Source organism: Sphingosinicella sp., from assembly GCF_013911755.1.
Lineage (GTDB): Bacteria > Pseudomonadota > Alphaproteobacteria > Sphingomonadales > Sphingomonadaceae > Sphingosinicella.
Genome location: NZ_JACESP010000009.1, coordinates 21,711 through 41,293 on the forward strand (window position 1 = coordinate 21,711; position 19,583 = coordinate 41,293).

At 66.6% G+C, this 19,583-nt stretch carries 14 protein-coding genes; 5 read left to right on the top strand and 9 right to left on the bottom strand.

The annotated features are described in order from the left end of the window. Position 1: 1 nt before the first annotated feature. The 3 genes from H2052_RS08135 to H2052_RS08145 all read right to left on the bottom strand — a co-directional run bounded on the left by H2052_RS08135 (position 2) and on the right by H2052_RS08145 (position 3,570). Complete coding sequence (locus H2052_RS08135; RefSeq protein WP_293779985.1) at positions 2-1,426, bottom strand: M20/M25/M40 family metallo-hydrolase; 1,425 nt, start codon at positions 1,424-1,426, stop codon at positions 2-4. A 70-nt stretch (positions 1,427-1,496) separates the two neighbouring features. Continuing rightward, entirely contained in the window at positions 1,497-2,843 is a 1,347-nt protein-coding gene (locus H2052_RS08140; protein WP_293779987.1) for a sensor histidine kinase, read from the bottom strand. Between the two features lie 43 nt (positions 2,844-2,886). Then, a complete protein-coding gene (locus H2052_RS08145; RefSeq protein WP_293779989.1) occupies positions 2,887-3,570 on the bottom strand; it encodes a response regulator transcription factor in 684 nt (227 codons plus the stop codon). An 18-nt stretch (positions 3,571-3,588) separates the two neighbouring features. Between H2052_RS08145 and H2052_RS08150 the strand changes: the two genes are divergently transcribed. Beyond that, positions 3,589-4,728 carry an ABC transporter substrate-binding protein gene (locus H2052_RS08150; RefSeq protein WP_293779991.1) on the top strand — a complete coding sequence of 380 codons (1,140 nt, stop codon included), beginning with the start codon at positions 3,589-3,591 and terminating at the stop codon, positions 4,726-4,728. Between the two features lie 14 nt (positions 4,729-4,742). On the opposite strand, the gene H2052_RS08155 is transcribed toward H2052_RS08150, so the two are convergent. From H2052_RS08155 to H2052_RS08180, 6 genes are all read right to left on the bottom strand, one after another. Then, positions 4,743-6,056 carry a CitMHS family transporter gene (locus tag H2052_RS08155; protein WP_293779993.1) on the bottom strand — a complete coding sequence of 438 codons (1,314 nt, stop codon included), beginning with the start codon at positions 6,054-6,056 and terminating at the stop codon, positions 4,743-4,745. Positions 6,057-6,133: 77 nt separating this feature from the next. Continuing rightward, complete coding sequence (gene acnA / locus H2052_RS08160; RefSeq protein WP_293779995.1) at positions 6,134-8,641, bottom strand: aconitate hydratase AcnA; 2,508 nt, start codon at positions 8,639-8,641, stop codon at positions 6,134-6,136. A 2-nt stretch (positions 8,642-8,643) separates the two neighbouring features. Then, entirely contained in the window at positions 8,644-9,435 is a 792-nt protein-coding gene (locus H2052_RS08165; RefSeq protein ID WP_293779997.1) for a methyltransferase domain-containing protein, read from the bottom strand. Next, positions 9,432-9,830: a cupin domain-containing protein gene (locus H2052_RS08170; RefSeq protein ID WP_293779999.1), complete on the bottom strand. Its 399-nt coding sequence runs from the start codon at positions 9,828-9,830 to the stop codon at positions 9,432-9,434. The genes H2052_RS08165 and H2052_RS08170 overlap by 4 nt, the downstream gene beginning before the upstream one ends. Then, positions 9,827-10,876 carry an isocitrate/isopropylmalate dehydrogenase family protein gene (locus H2052_RS08175; protein ID WP_293780001.1) on the bottom strand — a complete coding sequence of 350 codons (1,050 nt, stop codon included), beginning with the start codon at positions 10,874-10,876 and terminating at the stop codon, positions 9,827-9,829. Before H2052_RS08175 ends, H2052_RS08170 begins: the two co-directional genes overlap by 4 nt. A gap of 73 nt (positions 10,877-10,949) precedes the next feature. After that, on the bottom strand, positions 10,950-13,139 hold the full coding sequence (locus H2052_RS08180) for a TonB-dependent siderophore receptor (protein ID WP_293780003.1): 2,190 nt from the start codon (positions 13,137-13,139) through the stop codon (positions 10,950-10,952). A gap of 245 nt (positions 13,140-13,384) precedes the next feature. Here H2052_RS08180 and H2052_RS08185 point away from each other — a divergent pair, with 245 nt between their 5' ends. The 4 genes from H2052_RS08185 to H2052_RS08200 are packed head-to-tail and all read left to right on the top strand — an operon-like array spanning position 13,385 to position 19,332. After that, positions 13,385-14,938, top strand: a complete 1,554-nt coding sequence (locus H2052_RS08185) for a serine hydrolase domain-containing protein (protein ID WP_293780005.1) — start codon at positions 13,385-13,387, stop codon at positions 14,936-14,938. Between the two features lie 11 nt (positions 14,939-14,949). Next, positions 14,950-16,548 carry a hypothetical protein gene (locus H2052_RS08190; protein WP_293780007.1) on the top strand — a complete coding sequence of 533 codons (1,599 nt, stop codon included), beginning with the start codon at positions 14,950-14,952 and terminating at the stop codon, positions 16,546-16,548. A gap of 58 nt (positions 16,549-16,606) precedes the next feature. Continuing rightward, positions 16,607-17,062 carry a (2Fe-2S)-binding protein gene (locus tag H2052_RS08195; RefSeq protein WP_293780009.1) on the top strand — a complete coding sequence of 152 codons (456 nt, stop codon included), beginning with the start codon at positions 16,607-16,609 and terminating at the stop codon, positions 17,060-17,062. Further along, complete coding sequence (locus H2052_RS08200) at positions 17,059-19,332, top strand: xanthine dehydrogenase family protein molybdopterin-binding subunit (RefSeq protein WP_293780011.1); 2,274 nt, start codon at positions 17,059-17,061, stop codon at positions 19,330-19,332. The genes H2052_RS08195 and H2052_RS08200 overlap by 4 nt, the downstream gene beginning before the upstream one ends. The last annotated feature ends 251 nt before the right edge of the window (positions 19,333-19,583 follow it).

Here is a 19,583-nt window from a genome sequence, read left to right on the forward strand (position 1 = left end):
GTCACTTGGCTGAATAGGCTTTGACGAGGCGGTACAGGAACGCACGCGCATCCATCAGCCCGGTGACGCGGATACGCTCGTTGAGGCCGTGGACGCCGTTGCCGTCCGGATCACGGAACACGCCAGAGATGCCGTAGGTGGGAATGCCCGCCGCATTCAGGAAGCGACCATCGGTTGCGCCGCTGCTGAGGCTTGGGATCACCGGCACGCCGGGCCACATCTCTCCTACGATTCTCTCCACGGGTTTCATGATGCGCGCATCGAGCGGCGGCGCGGGCGGTTGCGGGCCGGGCTGCGCGGCAAGGCCGATCTCGACCTTCGGGTCGGCCGCGACCTCTGCAAGGCGCGCGCGCACCGAATCCACGCTTTCGCCCGGCATGATCCGGCAATTGACGTTTGCCTTGGCGTGCTGCGGCTGCGCATTTGGCGCATGGCCACCCGCGAGCTGCGTGGGGATGCAGGTGGTGCGCAGGAATGCATTCCAAAGCGGGTTTGCAGCGGCGATGCGGGCGAAGGCAGCCTCGTCGGCCGTGTCGTTCCCGGCGGCGGCCAGATCCTTTGCAGTCTGACCCGTGTAAAGCGCCGACATACGACGGAAGAAACCTTTGGTGGCGTCCGTCATGTTGACCGGGAACCGATAGCGATCGATGCGCGCCACGGCAGCGGCGAGGCGGCCGATCGCATTGTCATCGGTCGGGCGCGCGCTGTGGCCGCCGGGCGCCGTGACCGTGAAGGTGAAATCCTGATAGATTTTCTCGCCGATCTGCACGCCGAATGAGATCGGCTTGCCGTTTTCATCGAGATTGCCCGAACCGCCTTCGTTCACCGCGAATTCCGCCGCGAGCGCATCGGGCGCCTTCGCCAGAAGATACTGGACGCCGTTGAACACCGAATCGGTTTCCTCGCCGCAGGTCAGCGCCAGCTTGATCGTGCGCTTCGGCCGGTAACCTTCTTTCTTGTAGCGCACGAAAGCATCCACGAACGACGACGCCATCGCCTTGTCGTCAACCGCGCCGCGTGCGTAGAAATAGCCGTTCTCCTCAACGAGCGTGAACGGGTCTCGCTTCCAGTCCGTCCGCTTCGCCTCGACGACATCGATGTGCGCGAGGAGCAGCATCGGCGCGAGCGTCGCATCGCTGCCGGTGATCCGCGCGACGAGATTCCCCTGCCGAGGAAAATCCGACGGGACGACGACCTGCACATCGCTCTTCGCATAGCCTGCCGCCAACAGCCGCGCTGCCATGCGCTCCGCCGCCAGCGTGCAGCTGCCGCTGGACAGCGACGTGTCCGTCTCGACAAGTTCGCGGTACACGGCCCGGAAATCAGCCTCGCCGGCGCGCGCCGGATCGGATTTCGGCGTAGCGAGGGCTGCGGGACCGAACACGGCGCAAGCGGCAACAATGGCAACCGAGGTCAAACGGAACACGTGCATTTCCCTCCACATCTCTCCGGCGGATGCCAAGCTAGGGCCGCGCAGCTTTCAACGGCCTGTCGCATTACCCGTCGCCTGCCTCCAGGTCGCGCGGGAAGTCGATCACCACGCGCAGGCCGCCGCCCGGCCGATCGGTAACGGCGATGCCGCCGCCGAGCGCGGTTGCAAGCTCGCTGACGATGGCAAGGCCGAGCCCGCTGCCTTCGCTGTGGTCGCGGTCCAGCCGCCGGAAGCGCTGAAACATCTGCGCGCGCATCCCGGGCGGAATGCCCGGGCCGTCGTCTTCAACCGCAACACGCACCCCTGCCTCTTCGGCCGTGACCCAGAGCCAGACCGTGCCGCCGCGCCGGTTGTAGCGGATGGCGTTGTCGACAAGGTTCGAGATAAGCTCGCGCGCGAATTCGCCGACGGTGCGCACCACCGCGCTCCCCTCCGCATCGAATTCGATCTCGACACCCGCTTCGAGCGCGGCGGGCACATGATCCTCCGCGACCGACCGGGCAAGTGCCGCGAGATCGACATTGCGGGCAAGCCGCATGACGTTCTCGCGATTCCCCTCGGCCCGGGCGAGCGCGAGCAGCTGCGTGAGCAGCCGCTGCAGGCGCGCGGTGGCGCTGTCGATGTCGGCAAGCGACGCGCGCCCGCCATCGGTGCCGGTGCCCTCGCGTTTCAGCACCTGCAGATGCGCGCGCAGGATCGAGAGCGGCGTTCGCATCTGGTGCGAGGCGTCTGCCGTGAAGCGGCGCAGGCCCTCCACCGCATTTTCCAGCCGCAGCAGCAGCCCGTTGAAGGCATCGACGAAACTGCGCAGTTCAGCCGGCACCTGCTGCAGCGTGAGCGGCGTGAAATCGGTCGGGGAACGGCTGGCGATGCCCCGGCGCACCTCGGCGAGCGGCACGAGCCCCCAGCGCACGGCGACGGGCACGAGCAGCACGAGCAGGCCGACAATCAGCGCTTCGAGCACGAACAGGCCGGCCAGCATCCGCCATCTGAGGCTATTTCTTGCATCCAGCGTTTCGGCGACCTGCACGACCACCGGCGCCTCGACGCGCGGCACCCGCCGCACGATCGCCGCCACGCGAATGGGTGCGTGGCGGTACGCCGAGTAGGCGAAGGCGACGTCGTCCGTCCGCGCCGCATCGGCCTTGATCTGGGGAAGGTCGGGATAGCCCGTGAGCAGCTCCCCGCCTACGCGCACGCTGTAATAGACATTGTCGCGCTCGTCGTTTTCCAGCATCCCGAACGCGGACGGCGGCAGGTCGAGCGTGACCTCGCCGTCCTCCAGTGCCAGCGTGTCCGCGATCGAACGCGCCGAGGCATCGAGCAGACGATCGTTCACGCTTTCGACGATCCGCCCGATGATGAGCGCGCCGCCGACGCCGAGCACCAGCGCCAGCGCCGCCGTCGGCACGATCAGCGCGACGAGCAGTCGCGCGGTCAGCGAAACGCGAAGATTACGTCTCAGCGGCAGGCGTATTCTCCATTACATAGCCGAGGCCGCGCATCGTGCGGATCGCCGGCCCCTGCGGGCCGAGCTTGCGGCGCAGGCGCGCGATATAGACCTCGATGGCGTTCGGCGCGACCGCCTCGTCGAAGCCGAACACCTCGGCAGCGAGCCTGTCCTTCGACACCACCTTGCCGACACGGACGACAAGCCTTTCCAGCAACACCCATTCGCGGCGGCGCAGATCGATCTGCTCGCCCGACACCCAGATCACGCAGCGCGACCGGTCGATTTCCAGATTGCCGACGCGGATGATCGGCGAGGGGTCGGCCGCGGGGCGCCGCAGCAGCGCGCGCAGCCGCGCGGCAAGCTCGGCGGGTTCGAACGGCTTCAGCAGATAATCGTCAGCGCCGAGATCGAGCCCCCGCACCCGGTCCTCCACCGAATCGCGCGCCGTCAGCATCAGGATCGGCGCGCGGCAGCCGTTCGACCGCAGCGATTTCAGCACGTCGAAACCGCTCATGTCAGGCAGGTTCACGTCGAGCGTGATGACGGCATAGGGCTCGTCGCGCGCCATTTCGAGCGCGGTCTCGCCGTCGGGCGCGGGATCGACCGAATAGCCCTCGCCGCGCAGGGCCGCCGTCAGCCCGCGCGCGAGCGCGTCGTCGTCCTCCACCAGCAAGATCCTCGCCATGCTTCCCTCTTTGACAGAATGGCGATCGGTCCGCACATTGCGCGCACTATGCGCGTGATCGGGCCGCTTCGCAAAATTCTGAGCTTCGTTTCCCGGCGGCGCGCGCTCCTGCTGCTGCCTGCCGCATTCGCGCTGATAGCAGCGGGGCAACCGCGAGGCTATCCCCGCTCCTATGCGGATACGATCGCGGCGGCGCGGCGCGAAGGCACGGTCGTCGTCTATTCGACCACTGACCGGCACGAGGTCGTCGGCGCGCTGAACGCATTCCGCAAGCGCTATCCGTTCCTGCGCGTCGATTACCGCGAGCTTGAATCGCCGACGCTCTACAACCGCGTCATCGCCGAATCGCGGGCGCGAAAGCCCACCGGCGACCTGATCTGGAGTTCCGCGATGGACCTTCAGATCAAGCTGGTGAACGACGGCTACGCACAGGCCTATGCCTCCCCTGAAAAGCCCTATCTGCCCGACTGGGCGATCTGGAAAAACGAGGCCTGGGGCGTCACCGCCGAACCCGTGGTGATCGCTTACAACAAACGTCTCGTTCCGGCGAAGGACGTGCCGCGCTCCCACGCCGCGCTCGAGCGCCTGCTGCGGACAAAGGCGGCGTTCTACAGTGGCCGCGTTTCCACATACGATCCGCGCCTGTCCGGCTTCGGCTATCTGCAGCTGACGCAGGATTATCATGCCAGCCGGGACGTGATGGCCCTCGTCCGCGCGCTCGGCAACGCCCGCGTCCGGCTGCACACGTCGAGCGGGCCGCTGCTCGCGGACATCGAAAGCGGCCGCAGCCTGTTCGCCTACAATGCGCTCGGGTCCTATGCGCTCGAACTCGCCGCGCGCAATCCCGACATCGGCGTCGTCATGCCGAGCGATTATACGCTCGTCGTCTCGCGCATCGCGCTCATCGCGCGCGAGGCGCGGCAGCCGAACGCGGCGAAGCTGCTGCTCGATTTCCTGCTCTCCGCCGAAGGCCAGCGCCATCTGGCGCGGGCGTACATGGCACCCTCACGCGAAGACGTCGTGGCCCGCGCGGGCAGCAAACCGCCCGCCGCCGCTGCGCGCCCGGTGAAGCTCGGCCCCGCGCTGCTCGCGAACCTCGACCGCATCCGGCGCCAGCGCTTCCTCGCCAATTGGCAGGCTGCGCTCGACGAAAAATAGAGACCGACCGCCGTTTACGCGTACCAGGGAAACAGGCCGAGAAACAGGCACGTGAGCATGAACACCGCGCAGGCACCAAGCGCCCATTTCATCGTGAAGCGCTGGTGGTCGCCAAGCTCGACGCCGGCGGTCGCAACCAGAAGATAGGTCGAGGCGACGAGCGGGCTCAGCAGGTGTATCTGCTGCCCCACGAGCGAGGCGCGCGCGATCTCCATCGCCGTGATGCCGTAATGCTCCGCCGATTGCGCGAGCACGGGCAGCATCCCGAAATAGAAGGCGTCGTTGGAGATGAGAACCGTGAAGGGAATGCTGACGAGCGCGGTGATCGGCGCCATATAGGGCCCGAGCGCATCGGGGATGAAGCCCGTCACCGTATTCGCCATCGCATCGACCATCTTCGTGCCGGAAAGCACACCCGTGAAGATTCCGGCGGCGAAAACGAGCCCCGCTGTCGCCAGCGCATTCGAGGCATGAGCGGCGACGCGCTCGCGCTGCATCTCCACCTGCGGATAATTGACCATCGCGGCAATCGCGAAGGCGACCATGAACAGCACCTGCAGCGGCACGTCGCCGAACAGCAGGATGCCCATCAGCGCGGCTGTGAGCGCAGCATTGAACCAGTAAAGGCGGGGGCGGCGCGTGGAGGGCGTGCCGTCGCTGTCGGGCGTCGACAGATCGAGTTGACCGGGCGGCGGCATCGCGACGCGCTCGGTAACGCCGAGCCGTTTGCGCTCGGCGCGCCCGAGCATCCATGCGGCGAACAGCACCCAGCAGACCGTCGTCAGCACCGGCGGGATGAGCGACAGGAACAGCGCGCGCGGATCGACCCCGAGCGCAATCGCCGCGCGCGAGGTCGGCCCGCCCCACGGCACCAGGTTCATCGCGGCGACCGCCATGATGAGGATGCAGGTGAGCACGCGCACATCCATCTTCATGTGCCTGTAGAGCGGCAGCAGCGCCGACAGCGTGATCATGTAGGTCGTGGTGCCGTCGCCATCGAGCGCCACGATGAGCCCGAGAATCGCCGAGCCCATCGTGATCCGCAAGGGATCACCGTGCGCGAGTTCCACGACCTTGCGCGTCAGCGGATCGAAGAGGCCGGCGTCGATCATGATGCCGAAATAGAGGATCGCGAACAGCAGCATCACGCCGGTGGGCGCGATGTCCCTGATCCCTGCGAGCATCATCTCGCCGAGACCCGCGGAGAATCCTGCGATCAGCGCGAACACGGTGGGCACGATGATGAGCGCGATCATCGCCGACATCCGCTTCGTCATGATCAGAGTCATGAACGTCGCGACCATGCCGAAGGCGAGAATGGAAAGCATCAGCCGGCGGTTCCCCTCAGTGCCCGCCGACGTGGGGGCAGTCCCAGTGTTTGCACCATCCTAGGCGCCTTTGTCTTTCACGAAGCTGTCAGTGACGCGCGCAGCATCAGCGGCAGCAGACCGCCCGCTTTCAGCACCCGAACCTCGGCGAGCGTCTCCACCGCGGCGCGCGCCGTGAAGGCGTGAACGCGACCGTCGGCATGGTGCACGCGCCCGGCGCATGGGGCGGAGGGCGCCAGCGCATCCTCGGGCATGTCGATCTCGATGCGGTCGCCGGTGCCGAGCGAAAGCGCGGCGGGAAGTTCGAGCGGCAGGATACCCATGTTGCAGAGGTTGGAGCGGTGGATGCGCTCGAAGCCCACGGCGAGCACGGCGCGCACGCCGAGCAGGTACTGGCCCTTCGCGGCCCAGTCGCGCGACGATCCCATGCCGTAGCGATCCCCCGCGACAACGACCACGGACTCTCCTTCAGCGGCGTATCGCGCCGCCGCTTGCCACAGCGGCAGCACCTCGCCGCTTGGCGCATGGATCGTCGATCCGGGCGGAATGTCCGCGCCGAGGAGGTTGCGCACGGAGGGGTTGGTGAAGAGGCCGCGCAGCATCACTTCCCAGTTGCCGCGCCGCGCGGAGAAGACGTTGAGATCATCCGGCCGCTCGCCGCGCTCGATGAGCCAGCGGCCCGCTTCGCCATGCGGGGGGATCGCGCCGGCGGGGGAAATGTGATCGGTGGTGATGTCGTCGCCGAGCACGATGAGCGGGCGGGCAGTGAACCGACCCAGACGCTGCGTGGCATCGGTGGTGACGAAGGGGGGCGGGCGCAGGTAAGTGGATGCGTTGTCCCACGGATAGAGCGGGGCTGAGGACGCGGGCAGCGCGGCCCACGCGGGGCTGGCTTCGGCAGCGGCATAAGCGGTTTCGAAATCGGCGGGATCCGCGGCGGCGGCGAGCGCCGCATCAATCTCGTGTTCGGCGGGCCAGATGTCGCGAAGCAAGACGGGTGCGCCATCGGTGGCGATGCCCAGCGGATCGGTTTCGATCGCGAGGTTGAAATCGCCCGCGAGCGCATAGGCGATGACGAGCGGCGGCGACGCGAGATAGGAATCGCGGATCGCCTGATGGACGCGGCCGGGGAAGTTGCGGTTGCCCGAAAGCACCGCGACGGGATGCGCGCCCTCAGCGATCAGCGCGTCCATGGCGGGCGCGAGCGGCCCGCTGTTGCCGATGCACGTGGTGCAGCCGTAGGCGACGATCGCGAAACCGAGCGCTTCGAGCGGCGCGCGCAGCCCGGCGCGTTCGAGCAGCGCGCCGGCTGTCGGTGAGCCGGGTGCAAGACTGGTCTTCACCCATGAGGGGACGGAAAGGCCGCGCGCCAGCGCCGCACGCGCGACAAGACCTGCGGTCACGAGGAGGCGCGGATCGGACGTGTTCGTGCAGCTGGTGATCGCCGCGAGCGCGATGGGAGTTCTTTCTGCGGATGCAGACGTTTCCGCGCGCGCAATCCGGTCCTGCGGACGATGCGGCCCGGCGAGACTCGGCACGACGGCATCCAGACCGAGATGCAGAACGCGATCATAATCGGGCGCGGCTTCGGAATCGAACCAGAGTTGCTGGCAGCGCAGATAATCCTCCGCCTGCCGTATATCGCCCTCCGCGCGGCCCGTGGCGCGCAGATAGGCGGTCACGGCGTCGTCGGGCGGGAAATAGCCCGTCGCGCCGCCGAACTCCGGCGCCATGTTCGCGACGACCGCGCGCGTTCCCGCTGAGAGCGCCGAAACACCGGGGCCGAAGAATTCGACGAAGCGCCCATCGAGACGCACGCCGCGCAGCATTTCGGTGATGGTGAGCGCGAGGTCCGTCGCCGTCACGCCGGGGCCGAGTTGCCCCGTCAGCCGCACGCCGACGACCTCCGGCACGCGCAGCGTCACGGGCATTCCGAGCATGACGCTTTCCGCCTCGAGCCCGCCGACACCCCAGGCGAGGACACCGATGCCGTTTATCATCGGCGTGTGGCTGTCGGTTCCGATCAGCGTGTCCGGGAACAGCCATTCGGGCCCCTGCGCGCGCCCACGGCTGACGACAGTGGCGAGGCGTTCGAGATTGATCGTGTGCATGATGCCGGTGCCGGGCGGATGCACATGCAGCGTTTCGAAGGCCGCGCCCGCCCATTTCATCAGCCCGAAGCGTTCGGCGTTGCGCGCCATTTCGGCGGCGAGATTGGCGGCAAGCGCGCCGCGCGTCCCGTAACTGTCGACGGCAATGCTGTGATCGGTGGAAACGTCGACGCGAAGCCCCGGCACGATCCGGCGCGGATCTCCGCCCTGCGCGGCGATCACCGAACGCATCGCGGCAAGATCGACGAGCGCGGGGCCGCAGGTGGTATCGTGCATGAGGAGCCGCGCGGGCACGAAGGGCAATTCGATCGTCCGGTCGCCGCATTCCAGCCACGCGACCGCCGCGTGATCGGCATCCGCATCCTCCGCGCGGCGGCGCAGCAGGTTTTCGGCGAGGATGCGGTGCACCCACGGCATACGCGCCAGCCGCGCACCGAGCGCGCCAGGCAGGTCCACGCGTCTCGGCGCTGACACGCCTAACGCGCCTTCCGCGCGATAAACAACGGAACGCGGAAGCGCCGCGCGATGACCCCGCCGAAGCCCTGTTCGCCGACCGCCTCGATTCCGGCAAGAACACGCGCGCGCATCTGCGGCTCCATGCGGCGCACCATCGAAAAGGTCGCATAAAGCGCGCGCATCTCCGCCGCCGTCATCCGCACCGTCATTTCATGCATCTGATGCTCCGCGTGCGCGAAGCCCGCCGCGCGGAGTTCGGCAAGGCGATCATCGGTCCACAGCGAATAATGCCGCTGCTCCGGCCCGCGCAGCGACGGCGGCAATTCAGCATCTTTCAGCAGCGGCAAGACGGCCCGGCTGAACAGATCGTCTTCGGGATCGTGAAGCACGTTCCACCACATCGCCCAGACGCCGCCGGGGCGCAGAAGATCATGCACCATCGGAAGCCCGCGCGCAGGATCGACCCAGTGAAACGACGTGGCCGCAACGCCGAGATCGAAGGCGGATGCACCAAACCCGGCATCCTCAAGCGGCGCATTCACGACGCGCACGTTAGCGGCCAAACCGACAAGCGCATCCGCAAGCACGGGATCGGGTTCGACGAGCGTGAGCGAGCCCACATCCGCCGCAAGCAATCGCCGGCTCGCCTGCCCGGTTCCCGGTCCGATTTCGAAAACATCGGCGCCCGGCACGAGCGCGCCTGCCAGAGCGGCGTAGAGCGATTCAGGGTAATGCGGCCGCGCGCTCGCATAGCCCGCCGCATCCGCCCCGAAAATGTGCCGCCCGACATGCTGGCTTTCGGCGGCCGTCATTCGCCGTGTTCTTCGTCGATGCGCGTGGTGATGCCCGTAGCCACAATCGTCCGCGTCGCGTCGATCGATGCATAGGTCCAGAAGATTTCCAGCGGATCATGATCCGACACGTTGCGGAAGAAATGCGGCACGCCTGCGGGAATCCACGTCAGGTCGCGCGGCCGCACGTCGTGCTCCGTGCCGTCGATGTGCGCGCGGCCTTCCCCTGAGAGCACGAGCACGCTTTCCTCGCAATTGTGGATGTGGAGCGGCACCGCGCAGCCCGGATCGATGGTGGTGATACCGTTCAGCATCTGCCCCGAGCCCAGCCTCGCCGTCACCATCGGCTGCGTGCGGATGCCGCCGCCGCGATTCCGAACGGCGAGCGTTTCCGGCCGCAGCAGCGCCGCGTTCATCGCCGTCCCCGCGCGCGGATCGCGTGGCACACGGCATCGCCGAATTCGGCAGTGCCGAGCGTGCCGCCGATGTCGCGTGTGCGCGTGGCGGGATTGTCCAGCACATCCTCGACCGCCGCCTCCAGCAGCGCGGCAGCCGGGCTCGACAGCCAATCGAGCAGCATCGCCGCCGATAGGATCAGCGAGGTGGGGTTGGCGATGCCCTTCCCTGCGATATCGGGCGCGGAGCCGTGCTGCGCCTGCGCGACGCAAATCGCATCGCCCGCGTTGATCGATCCGCCGAGGCCGAGGCTGCCGCAAAGCTCAGAGGCTTCGTCGGAAAGAATATCCCCGAACATGTTCGTGGTGACGATCACGTCGAACCGGTCCGGGCTGCGGATGAGCAGCGCGGCGGCAGCATCGACGATGATCTCCTCCAGCTCCACGTCGGGGAATTCGGCGGCGACCTTGCGCACCTCGCGCAGGAAGAGCCCGTCCGAAAGCTTCAAGACGTTCGCCTTGTGCACGGCCGTCACCTTCTTCCGGCGCGTGCGCGCCAGAGCGAATGCGGCGCGTGCGACCCGGGAAGCGCCTTTCGCGGTGATCTTGCGGATGGAGAGCGCCATGTCCTCGTCGGGCATGAATTCGCCGCTTCCCGCGTGCATGTTGCGATCGGAATAGAAGCCTTCGGTGTTCTCGCGCACGATCACGAGATCCATCGGTTTCCGAAGGATGCTGAGACCCGCGCGCGAACGGCACGGTCGGATGTTGGCATAGAGTGCGAACTGCGTGCGCAGCGCCGCCGAAGGGTTGATGCCGCCCGCTTCGCGCGGGGGATAATCGAAATGCGAAACCGGCCCGAGGATGACGCCGTCCACCTGCGGAATCCGCTCCAGCACCGCATCGGGGAGTGTCGTGCCGGATGCGGCGAGACTGGCGAAGCCGATGGCGCGTTCCTCGATCGCGATCGGCGCGCCGCATGTCTCCGCGAGCACCTCCAGCACCCGGCGCGTGGCAGCGGAGATTTCGGGGCCGATGCCGTCGCCAGGAAGCAGAAGGAGATTCATGTAACCGTCCGTTGCAATAGGCACCGACCGGCGTCACACATTTTTACGCCGGTCGGCAACGGTCAATACCTGCTTAGAAGATATTCGCGGTAAGCGAGAATTTGATCACCGACGGCGCGCCGAAGGCGATGTAGTTGCTGCTCGTGGACGCGAAATACTTCTTGCCCGTGAGGTTCTGTGCGTTGACGCGCGCGGTCATGTCGACCTCGCCGAGCTGGAAGCTGTACGATCCGCCGAGATCGAAGAGCGTGTAGCCGGGGAGGAAGAGCGAGTTCTGCGGGTTGATCGCGCGCGCACCCGTGTAATAGGCACCCGCACTGATTGCGAGGCCTTCGACAAGCTGGGTCAGGCGATATTCACCCGAGACCGACCACTGCGTTTTCGCCGTGTTTTCGATACGGTTGCCGATGAGCGCCGTATTTGCGGTTTCACCCTGCTTCGCACGGAGGAACAGCGCCGATCCATAGATCGAAAGATCGGGTGTCACTTCGCCGGTCAGGCTGAATTCGAAGCCACGGTACGTGGCCTTGCCGTCCTTCACGAAGAAATTGGCGGCGTTCGTGTAGGTCAGCTGACGCGAGATGTCGAAATACGCAGCCGTGAAGAGCAGCCCCTTCTGTGGCTCGATCTTGATGCCGCCCTCGTATTGCTTCGAGTTGCTGGCCGGAAGGATTTCACCCTGATTTTCCGTGCCGATCGGCGCGCCGGGGGTCGATTCGAGGCCCTCGATATAAGTCGCGTAGGTGCTGATCCATTCTTTCGGCTTGAACACGACACCGCCGGAAAGTGAGATCGGCTTATCGGAGAAGGTCTCCTCGCTTGGCCCTGCAACGGTTTCCTCGGTTTCCTTGTAAATGGATTTGCGGATACCGAAGAGCACGCTGAACATGTCGTCGTTCGGCCCGCCGAAGCGCATCCGATCGAAGGCGTAGAAGCCCGTGTCCTTGATCGACGTGTCGCGCGTCGGATCATAGGCAGACCCGCCGCTGTAACGGATGTCGTTGAGATCAACCGGGTTGTAGAGATTCTGCACGCAGCCGGCAGCAAGGCCGATCGCGATGCAGTTCGCGTTCGAGCCGGCGCCGCCGGCAAGGTACGACACGGTGAGCGGCGAATACTGACGGCGGATATTCTTCGATGCGCCGATCATCAGCTCGTGAATCACCGGGCCGGTCGCGAACGTGCCCGCCAGCTCGATACGGCCGTTCTTGTTGCGGTAGAGCTGGCCATCGGCGGCACCCATCGTCAACACGCCATTGCCGGTAACGGGATCGAAGTTGGCGAGGCGGCTGAAGCGGCGATCACGCTCAACGTAGGAGATGCCGCCTTCGGCCACGAGGTTCCAAGCGGGCGTGATCTTCCACGAAACCCGGCCGAGAACGTTGGTCGCATCGGCGCGGTTCATGAAGCCCTTGCTGCCGGGATTGCTCGATGCGCGCGGCAGATCCGGAATCACGGTCATCAGCGATGCGGCCGCGGTGCGTCCCTGAATGACGGTCGGCTCCGTCACCTGCTTCGAGATATGCTCAACGTCGAGGTTGATCTGAAGGCTGTCCGACGGATCGAGCTGGAACGCGCCCGACTGGAAGCTGCGGCGGCCCCACGTGTTGTCGATGCCAGAATCGACCGTGCCGTAGACAAGGTTGCCGCGCACGCCGAGGATGCCCCACGTGCCGCCCGCGTCGATATGGCCCTGCACCTGGCCGTGATCGTTGCCGTTCACCGCGACCGAGAGCACCGGATCGAGCGTCGGGCGCTTGGTGGTGAGGTTGATGATGCCCGACGGCGTCGTGAAGCCGTAATAGAGCGCGGACGCGCCCTTCAGCGCTTCGACGCGCACCTTGTTTTCAAGCGGCAGGTCGATGAGGTTCACGATCGGCAGCGAGCCGTTCAAACGGTAGTTGCCGCGGTTTTCGACCGGGATGCCGCGGATCGAGAGGTTATTGTACACCGTGGGGCTCGTCTGCGAGCTGGTGACGCCCGGCGAGTTGCGAAGCGCATCGAGGATGCTCTGCGCCTGCTGCGATTTCAGCACCTGCTCGGAAATCACGCTGACGGTGAGCGGCGTATCGATCTGGCGCGCGCCGCGGAAGCTGCCCGCCTGCACGAAATCCGCGCCGTAGCTGTCCTGACGGTCGGCGGTGACGACGATCTCCTCGAGCACCGGGCCGGTATCGTCCTGCTGTGCCATCGCCTGGCCGGCTGCTGTCATCGCGATTCCGCTAACGCCGATGCGCGCGATCCGTTTCCACGTTGTGGTCATTCTCTGCACCCCTTTTTTTGCCCGCCCGATGGAGCGGGAGTTTCCCCTTTCGGGCGCGCATGGTCTGCGCGCCGCGACTCGCAACCGGCACGCGCGATGCGCGGACGCCGATGTCGCGCTGACGATATTCGGCCTTAGCTGTCACAAACCTGTCCCGCCTGTGTCCGATGGGTGACAGCTTGGCGACAGACTGGTTTCCTAGGTTCGTGTAGAGGAACGGCATCGCGCGCCGTGGGGAGACGACATTGAACACAGCGGACACCTTCAGCCTTTCGCGGCGGCGCTTCGCCGGATTGACGCTTGGCGGCGCCGGCCTGATCGCGTTGCCGGGCATTGCCGCGTGCGCGCGGGTGGCAACACCGGGCGTATCGCCGATCGACGGCCTGCCCCGCGCCCGCCCCGAAGCGCACGGCGTCGATCCTCAGGCGATCCTTGCCTTCCTCGACGAGGTGCGCGGCGCGGGGCTGGAGCTGCACAGCTTCATGCTGTCGCGCGGCGGCGACGTGATCAGCGAAGGCTGGTGGGCGCCCTACCGCGCGGACCGGCCGCACATGATGCATTCGCTCACGAAGAGCGTCGCCGTCTCGGGGGTAGCCATCGCGATGCAGGAAGGCCTGTTCGGTATCGACGACAAGGTGATTTCCTTCTTCCCCGACGAGCTGCCGCCCACAGTGAGCGAAAACCTCGCCGCGATGACCGTGCGCGATCTCCTCACGATGCGCGCCGGCCACGCCGAGGAAATCTCCGGCTCGGTATGGCGGCAGATCAAGACGAGCTGGGTCGCTGAATTCTTCAAGGTGCCCGTCGTCCACAAGCCGGGCACGCGCTTCGTCTATTCGAGCGCGGCGAGCTTCATGCTGTCGGCCATCGTCACCAAAGTGACCGGGCAGACGCTGCGCGATTACATGGAACCGCGCTTCTTCAAACCGCTCGGCATCACCGGGCTCAGCTGGGACGTGGGGCCGGGCGGGATCAACCCGGGCGGCAACGGCCTCACTTTCAAGACTGCCGACGCGCTCAAGCTCGGGATGCTTTACGCGCAGAAGGGCCGCTGGAACGGGCAGCAAATCCTCTCCCCCGCATGGGTGGAGGCGGTGAGCAAGCCGCAGGTGGCGGAAGGCGAATACAGCTATCAGTGGTGGATCGGCGCGAACAACACGTACTATGCGGTCGGTCTGTTCACGCAGATGTCGATCGTCTTTCCCGATCACGACGCCGTGCTCGCCGTCACGGGCGCGATCCGCAAGAGCGAGATGCTCTCCCCCATCGTCGACAAGCACTTCCCTGCCGCATTTGGCGCCGCGAGCCTGCAGCCGAAGGACGCCGCCTATGCCGAGCTTGTGGAGCGCACACGCACGTTGTCGCTGCTCCCGGCGCTTCCCGCCACGACCTCGCCGGTCGCGGCGCGGATTTCGGGCAAGCACTTCAAGGCCGCCGAAAACGCCGATGGCATCGAGAGTTTCGGCTTCGCCTTCGAAGGCGATCGCTGCCGCTTCACGATGCGCGATGCGCGGGGCGAGCACAGCATCGATGTCGGCCTCGGCCGCTGGATCGAAGGCCGCACGAGCGTGACCGGCAACAAGCTGCACCACCAGTATCAGCCCGCCTCGATGGTCGTCGTCGCGGGAGGCCGCTGGACCGCGCCGGACACGTTCGAGATGGTCTGGCAGTTCGCCGAAACCGCCTTCCGCGACACCGTCGTGTGCCGCTTCGACGGCGACACGATGACGTTCGACCGCAGCGTCAACGTGAATTCGGCGGCAATGTCGCTTCCCACCGTTCGCTCGACGCTCGGCTGAGGACGATTGCCATGCTGCACGCGGCCTTGCTGTTCGCGATGATGGGCGGGGCGGCCGATGCCGGGCGCTTTCCGCCGCCCGATTGCGAAGCCTACGTCGCTTATGACCGAGACATGGTTCTGCCCGGCTACCTGATCGCTTCAAAGACGGGCGCGAAGATCTGCGTTCCGTTCACGACCGTGGGTGCGAGGCCCCCGGCGGATTATAAGGGCGATTTCTACGTCGATGAATTCGCGGAGCCCGTGCTCCGCGCGCGCTGGCTTCAGTGCAAGGCCGATCCCGTGTGCGCCGCGCGCGTGTCGCCGGTCGTGAACGGCCGCAAGCCTCCGAACCGCGAAAAGCGGATCACCGATCCGCACCACCGCCACCTGCTCGGCAAGACCGACGAAAAAGCCGATCTCGCGGCGATGCGGCGCCCGGCGTTCTTCGGACAGGCGCCCTATCGCGAACCCATCGCCGCCGTCGAAGCAAGCACCTACACGGTCGAATTCACCGCCCCCGCCGAAGCACACGAGCGTATCCACAAGGGGATCGAAGCGCCGGTCAAACTGCGCGGCTGGTATATGCAGGGGCGCGGCGTGCCGGATGCGAAGGGCCGCACGGTCCGCGCGCTTATCGTGATGAGCGGCGGCGGCGGCACCCGCCTCGCCGCGATCGACCATCCCGAGGACCGGCTTTACAGCATTCATCCCGAAACCCGGAAAACCGCGATCAATGCATTCCCGAACACGCGTACCGGATCGCCCGGCCAGGCCGGGTGGCGATCGCTGATGGCGATGTTCCACGCGGCGGGCTTCGACGTACTCGCCTACGACCGGCGCGGGGTCGGCGTTTCGAGCGGCTACAGCGACACCAACACGCTGCAGCAAGGCCGCGATCTGCTCGCGGCGCTCGCCAGCCTCCGCTCGGGCGAAGGGATGCGCGCACTATCGCCAAAGGGCAGGCTCTATGCGGGCGCCGATGCGGCCCGTGCGCTGCGCGGCAAGGCCGGTGAACTGCCCACGCTATTGCTCGGCAACTCGCGCGGCACGATGGCGACCGGCTGGGCGATGACGATGAACTTCGACAAGGACTGCAGCTACGACCTTCCCGAGATCGTCTGCACGCCCCCCCGCCGCGACCCGTCCATCAAGGGCGCGATGCTTATGGCGGAATTTACGAGCGGCCCCGGTTTCGTTTCCGCGACGCCCACGCCCGAGGATGAAGCGCGCGGCCTCGGCAAGGATCGCGGTCTGTTCATCGGCGCGAGCCAGATCGAGCACAACATCGTCTTCTTCCCCGGATCGGCGATCCTTGCGGGCATGAAGACATGGCCTGCCGCGTTCTTCGCGCGCGGCCTCTGGGATTATGCCGCCAGCCTTGAAGGCACGATCGCCTCCTACGACCGCGTGCCGGGGCTTAAGGAGCTCGTCGTGGTGCGCGGGCCGCACCCGTTCGAGACGTGGCCCGAGGTGGAGAAAACGCGCGTTCGCGCGCGCCTGCGCGCCTTCGCTTTGGCCGCGATCCGCGGCGCCCGCGACGTGCCCGGCGCTCGCCGTTGGACGACGATGAAAGCGCTTGTCGCGACGACCGAAGATGCGTGGGAGGCGTCGTCGGCGCCGCGACAGTGATTTCCCGGTAGGCACCGGGGGGCAAACACCGATAGACTGAAGATGCGGAGGTCGGTCTATGCAATTGATTATCAACGGCAAAAAGCACGCGTATGACGGCGATCCCGACATGCCGCTGCTCTGGTACGTGCGCGATCTCGCGGGATTGACCGGCACCAAGTTCGGCTGCGGCGCGGGTCTGTGCGGCGCGTGCACCGTGCATGTGGACGGCGCGGCGATGCGGTCGTGCCAGCTTCCGATGTCGGCGGTGGAAGGCCAGTCGGTGACGACGATCGAGGGTCTGTCGGAAAGCGGCGACCATGCCGTGCAGCGCGCTTGGCGCGAGCACGCCGTCGCGCAGTGCGGCTACTGCCAGTCCGGCCAGATCATGCAGGCGGCGGCGCTGCTCGCCGAAACCCCGAAGCCCACGGACGCGGACATCGACGCGGCCATGGCGGGCAACATCTGCCGCTGCGGCACCTACGCGCGCATCCGCGCCGCGATCAAGGCGGCGACTTCAGCGGTGACCGCATGAGCGCCGCGGACGACATCGTCAACATCAGCCGCCGCAGCCTCCTCGGCGCGGGCGGCGCGCTGGTCCTCGCGGTCACCCTCCCCCGCTCCGCCTCCGCCGAAACCCAGAAGTACGGCGCCGACGCACAGTCCGGCGGCTGGCGCGACGACCCCACCCTGTTCGTGGCAATCGCCGAGGACGGCACGATCACCATCACCTGCCACCGCGCCGAGATGGGCCAGGGCATCCGCACCAGCCTCGCCATGGTGATCGCCGACGAGCTGGAGGCGGACTGGAGCCGCGTGCGCGTCGAGCAGGCCGTGGGCGACGAGGCGCGCTACGGCAACCAGAACACCGACGGCTCGCGCAGTATGCGCCACCTGTTCCTCCCGCTCCGTCGCTGCGGCGCGGCCGCGCGCACGATGCTCGAAGCCGCCGCCGCGAAGCGCTGGAGCGTGCCCGTCGCCGAGGTCGCGGCACAGCTGCACGAGGTCATCCACCGCCCGAGCGGCCGCAAACTCGGCTACGGCGCGCTCGCGAAGGACGCTGCGGCGCTCGCGGTGCCAGACCGGGGCACGGTGACGCTGAAGACGCCGTCGGCGTTCCGCTACATCGGCCGCAATATGGCTTCGGTGGACGGTCTCGCCATGACGACGGGCCGCGCGGACTACGGCATCGACGCGCGCCTACCGGACATGCTTTACGCCGTCATTGCCCGCCCGCCGGTCTACGGCGGCAAGGTGAAGAGCGCGGACAAGACCGCAGCGCTGAAGGTGCCCGGCGTCGTCCAGATCGTCGACCTGCCCGCACCGACGCTCCCGTCCGCGTTCCAGCCACTCGGCGGCGTCGCCGTGCTGGCGACGAATACCTGGGCCGCGATCAAGGGCCGCGACGCGCTCACCATCGCATGGGACGACGGACCGAACGCGGCATACGACTCGGACGTTTATCGCGCAGAGCTCGAACGCGCGGCGCGCGCGCCGGGGCAGGTTTCCCGCAGCGACGGCGACGCCGAAGCCGCGCTCGGCAAGGCGGCCAAGCGCATCGCGGCGGAGTATTATCTCCCGCACCTCGCGCAGGCGCCGATGGAGCCGCCGATGGCGCTCGCACGCACCGGCGCGGACCGCTGCGAGGCTTGGGCCTGCACGCAGGACCCGCAGGCCGCGCGCGACCTCATCGCCGAGGCGCTCAAGATCCCGGTCGCCGATGTGACGATCCATCAGACGCTGCTCGGTGGCGGGTTCGGGCGCAAATCCAAGCCCGACTACGTGCTCGAAGCGGCGCTGCTCAGCCGGGCGGCGGGCGGCAAGCCCGTGAAGGTGGTGTGGACGCGCGAGGACGACCTGCACCACAGCTACTTTCACACCGTTTCGGTCGAGCGGCTGGAGGGCGGGCTCGATACGAGTGGCCGCACGGTGGCGTGGCGCCACCGCAGCGCGGCGCCATCGATCGGCTCGATCTTCGGGCCGGACCCGAAGCACCAGCTACCGTTCGAGCAGGGCATGGGGCTGCGCAACGTGCCGTTCGCGGTTCCGAACTTCCGCGCGGAGACCTGCGCAGCGACCGCGCACACGCGCATCGGCTGGTTCCGCTCGGTCTCCAACATCCCGCACTGCTTTGCAGTGCAGTCGTTCGTCGCCGAGCTCGCCGCCGCCGCGGGGCGCGACCCGAAGGACTACCTCCTCGCGCTCATCGGCCCGGACCGCACGATCGACCCGCGCGCGATGGCCGACACCACCAACCAGGGCGAAGATCCGGCGCGCTACCCGCTTGACACCGCGCGGCTGAAGGCGGTGATCAATGCCGCTGCCAAGGGCATCGGCTGGGGCCGATCGCTGCCTGCAGGCCGCGGTCTCGGCATTGCCGCGCACTACAGCTTCGTCAGCTACACGGCCTGCGCGATCGAGGTCTCGGTGAAGGACGGCGAACTCATCGTCGAGCGCGCCGACATCGCAGTCGACTGCGGCCCCCAGGTGAACCCGGAGCGCATCCGTTCGCAGATGGAAGGCTCCGTGGTGATGGGCCTCAGCCTCGCCACGCTCGGTGAGATCAGCTTCAAGGGGGGCCGCGTCCAGCAGGACAACTTCGACAGCTACGCCCTCACCCGCATCGATGCCGCGCCGAAGCTCACGGAGGTCCACCTCGTCGGCGGCGGCGACTGGAACGCCCCGCCCGGCGGGATCGGCGAACCCGGCGTGCCTCCGGTGGCTCCCGCCCTCTGCAATGCAATCCACGCCGCAACCGGCAAACGCATCCGAGCACTGCCGATCGGAGAGCAATTAAGAATTTAGCGCGCGATCAAGATGGAAGTTTGGACGGGAACCAGGGTGATCGAATTTTCTTCGGCTGTGGCCTTTAAATTGAGAGCATTATTCGCATACTTCTAAATAGAAATCGAAATCGAAAATCATTCTCATAATCAAGACAAGATTTTTCTGGGAAATGGAAAATCAAAAGGATATCGAGCGGGCCGCGTTATGCGCGACTTTAGATAAATGATGCCGTTATCTCATAATTAATATTGAAAATGGTTCGCAAAGTC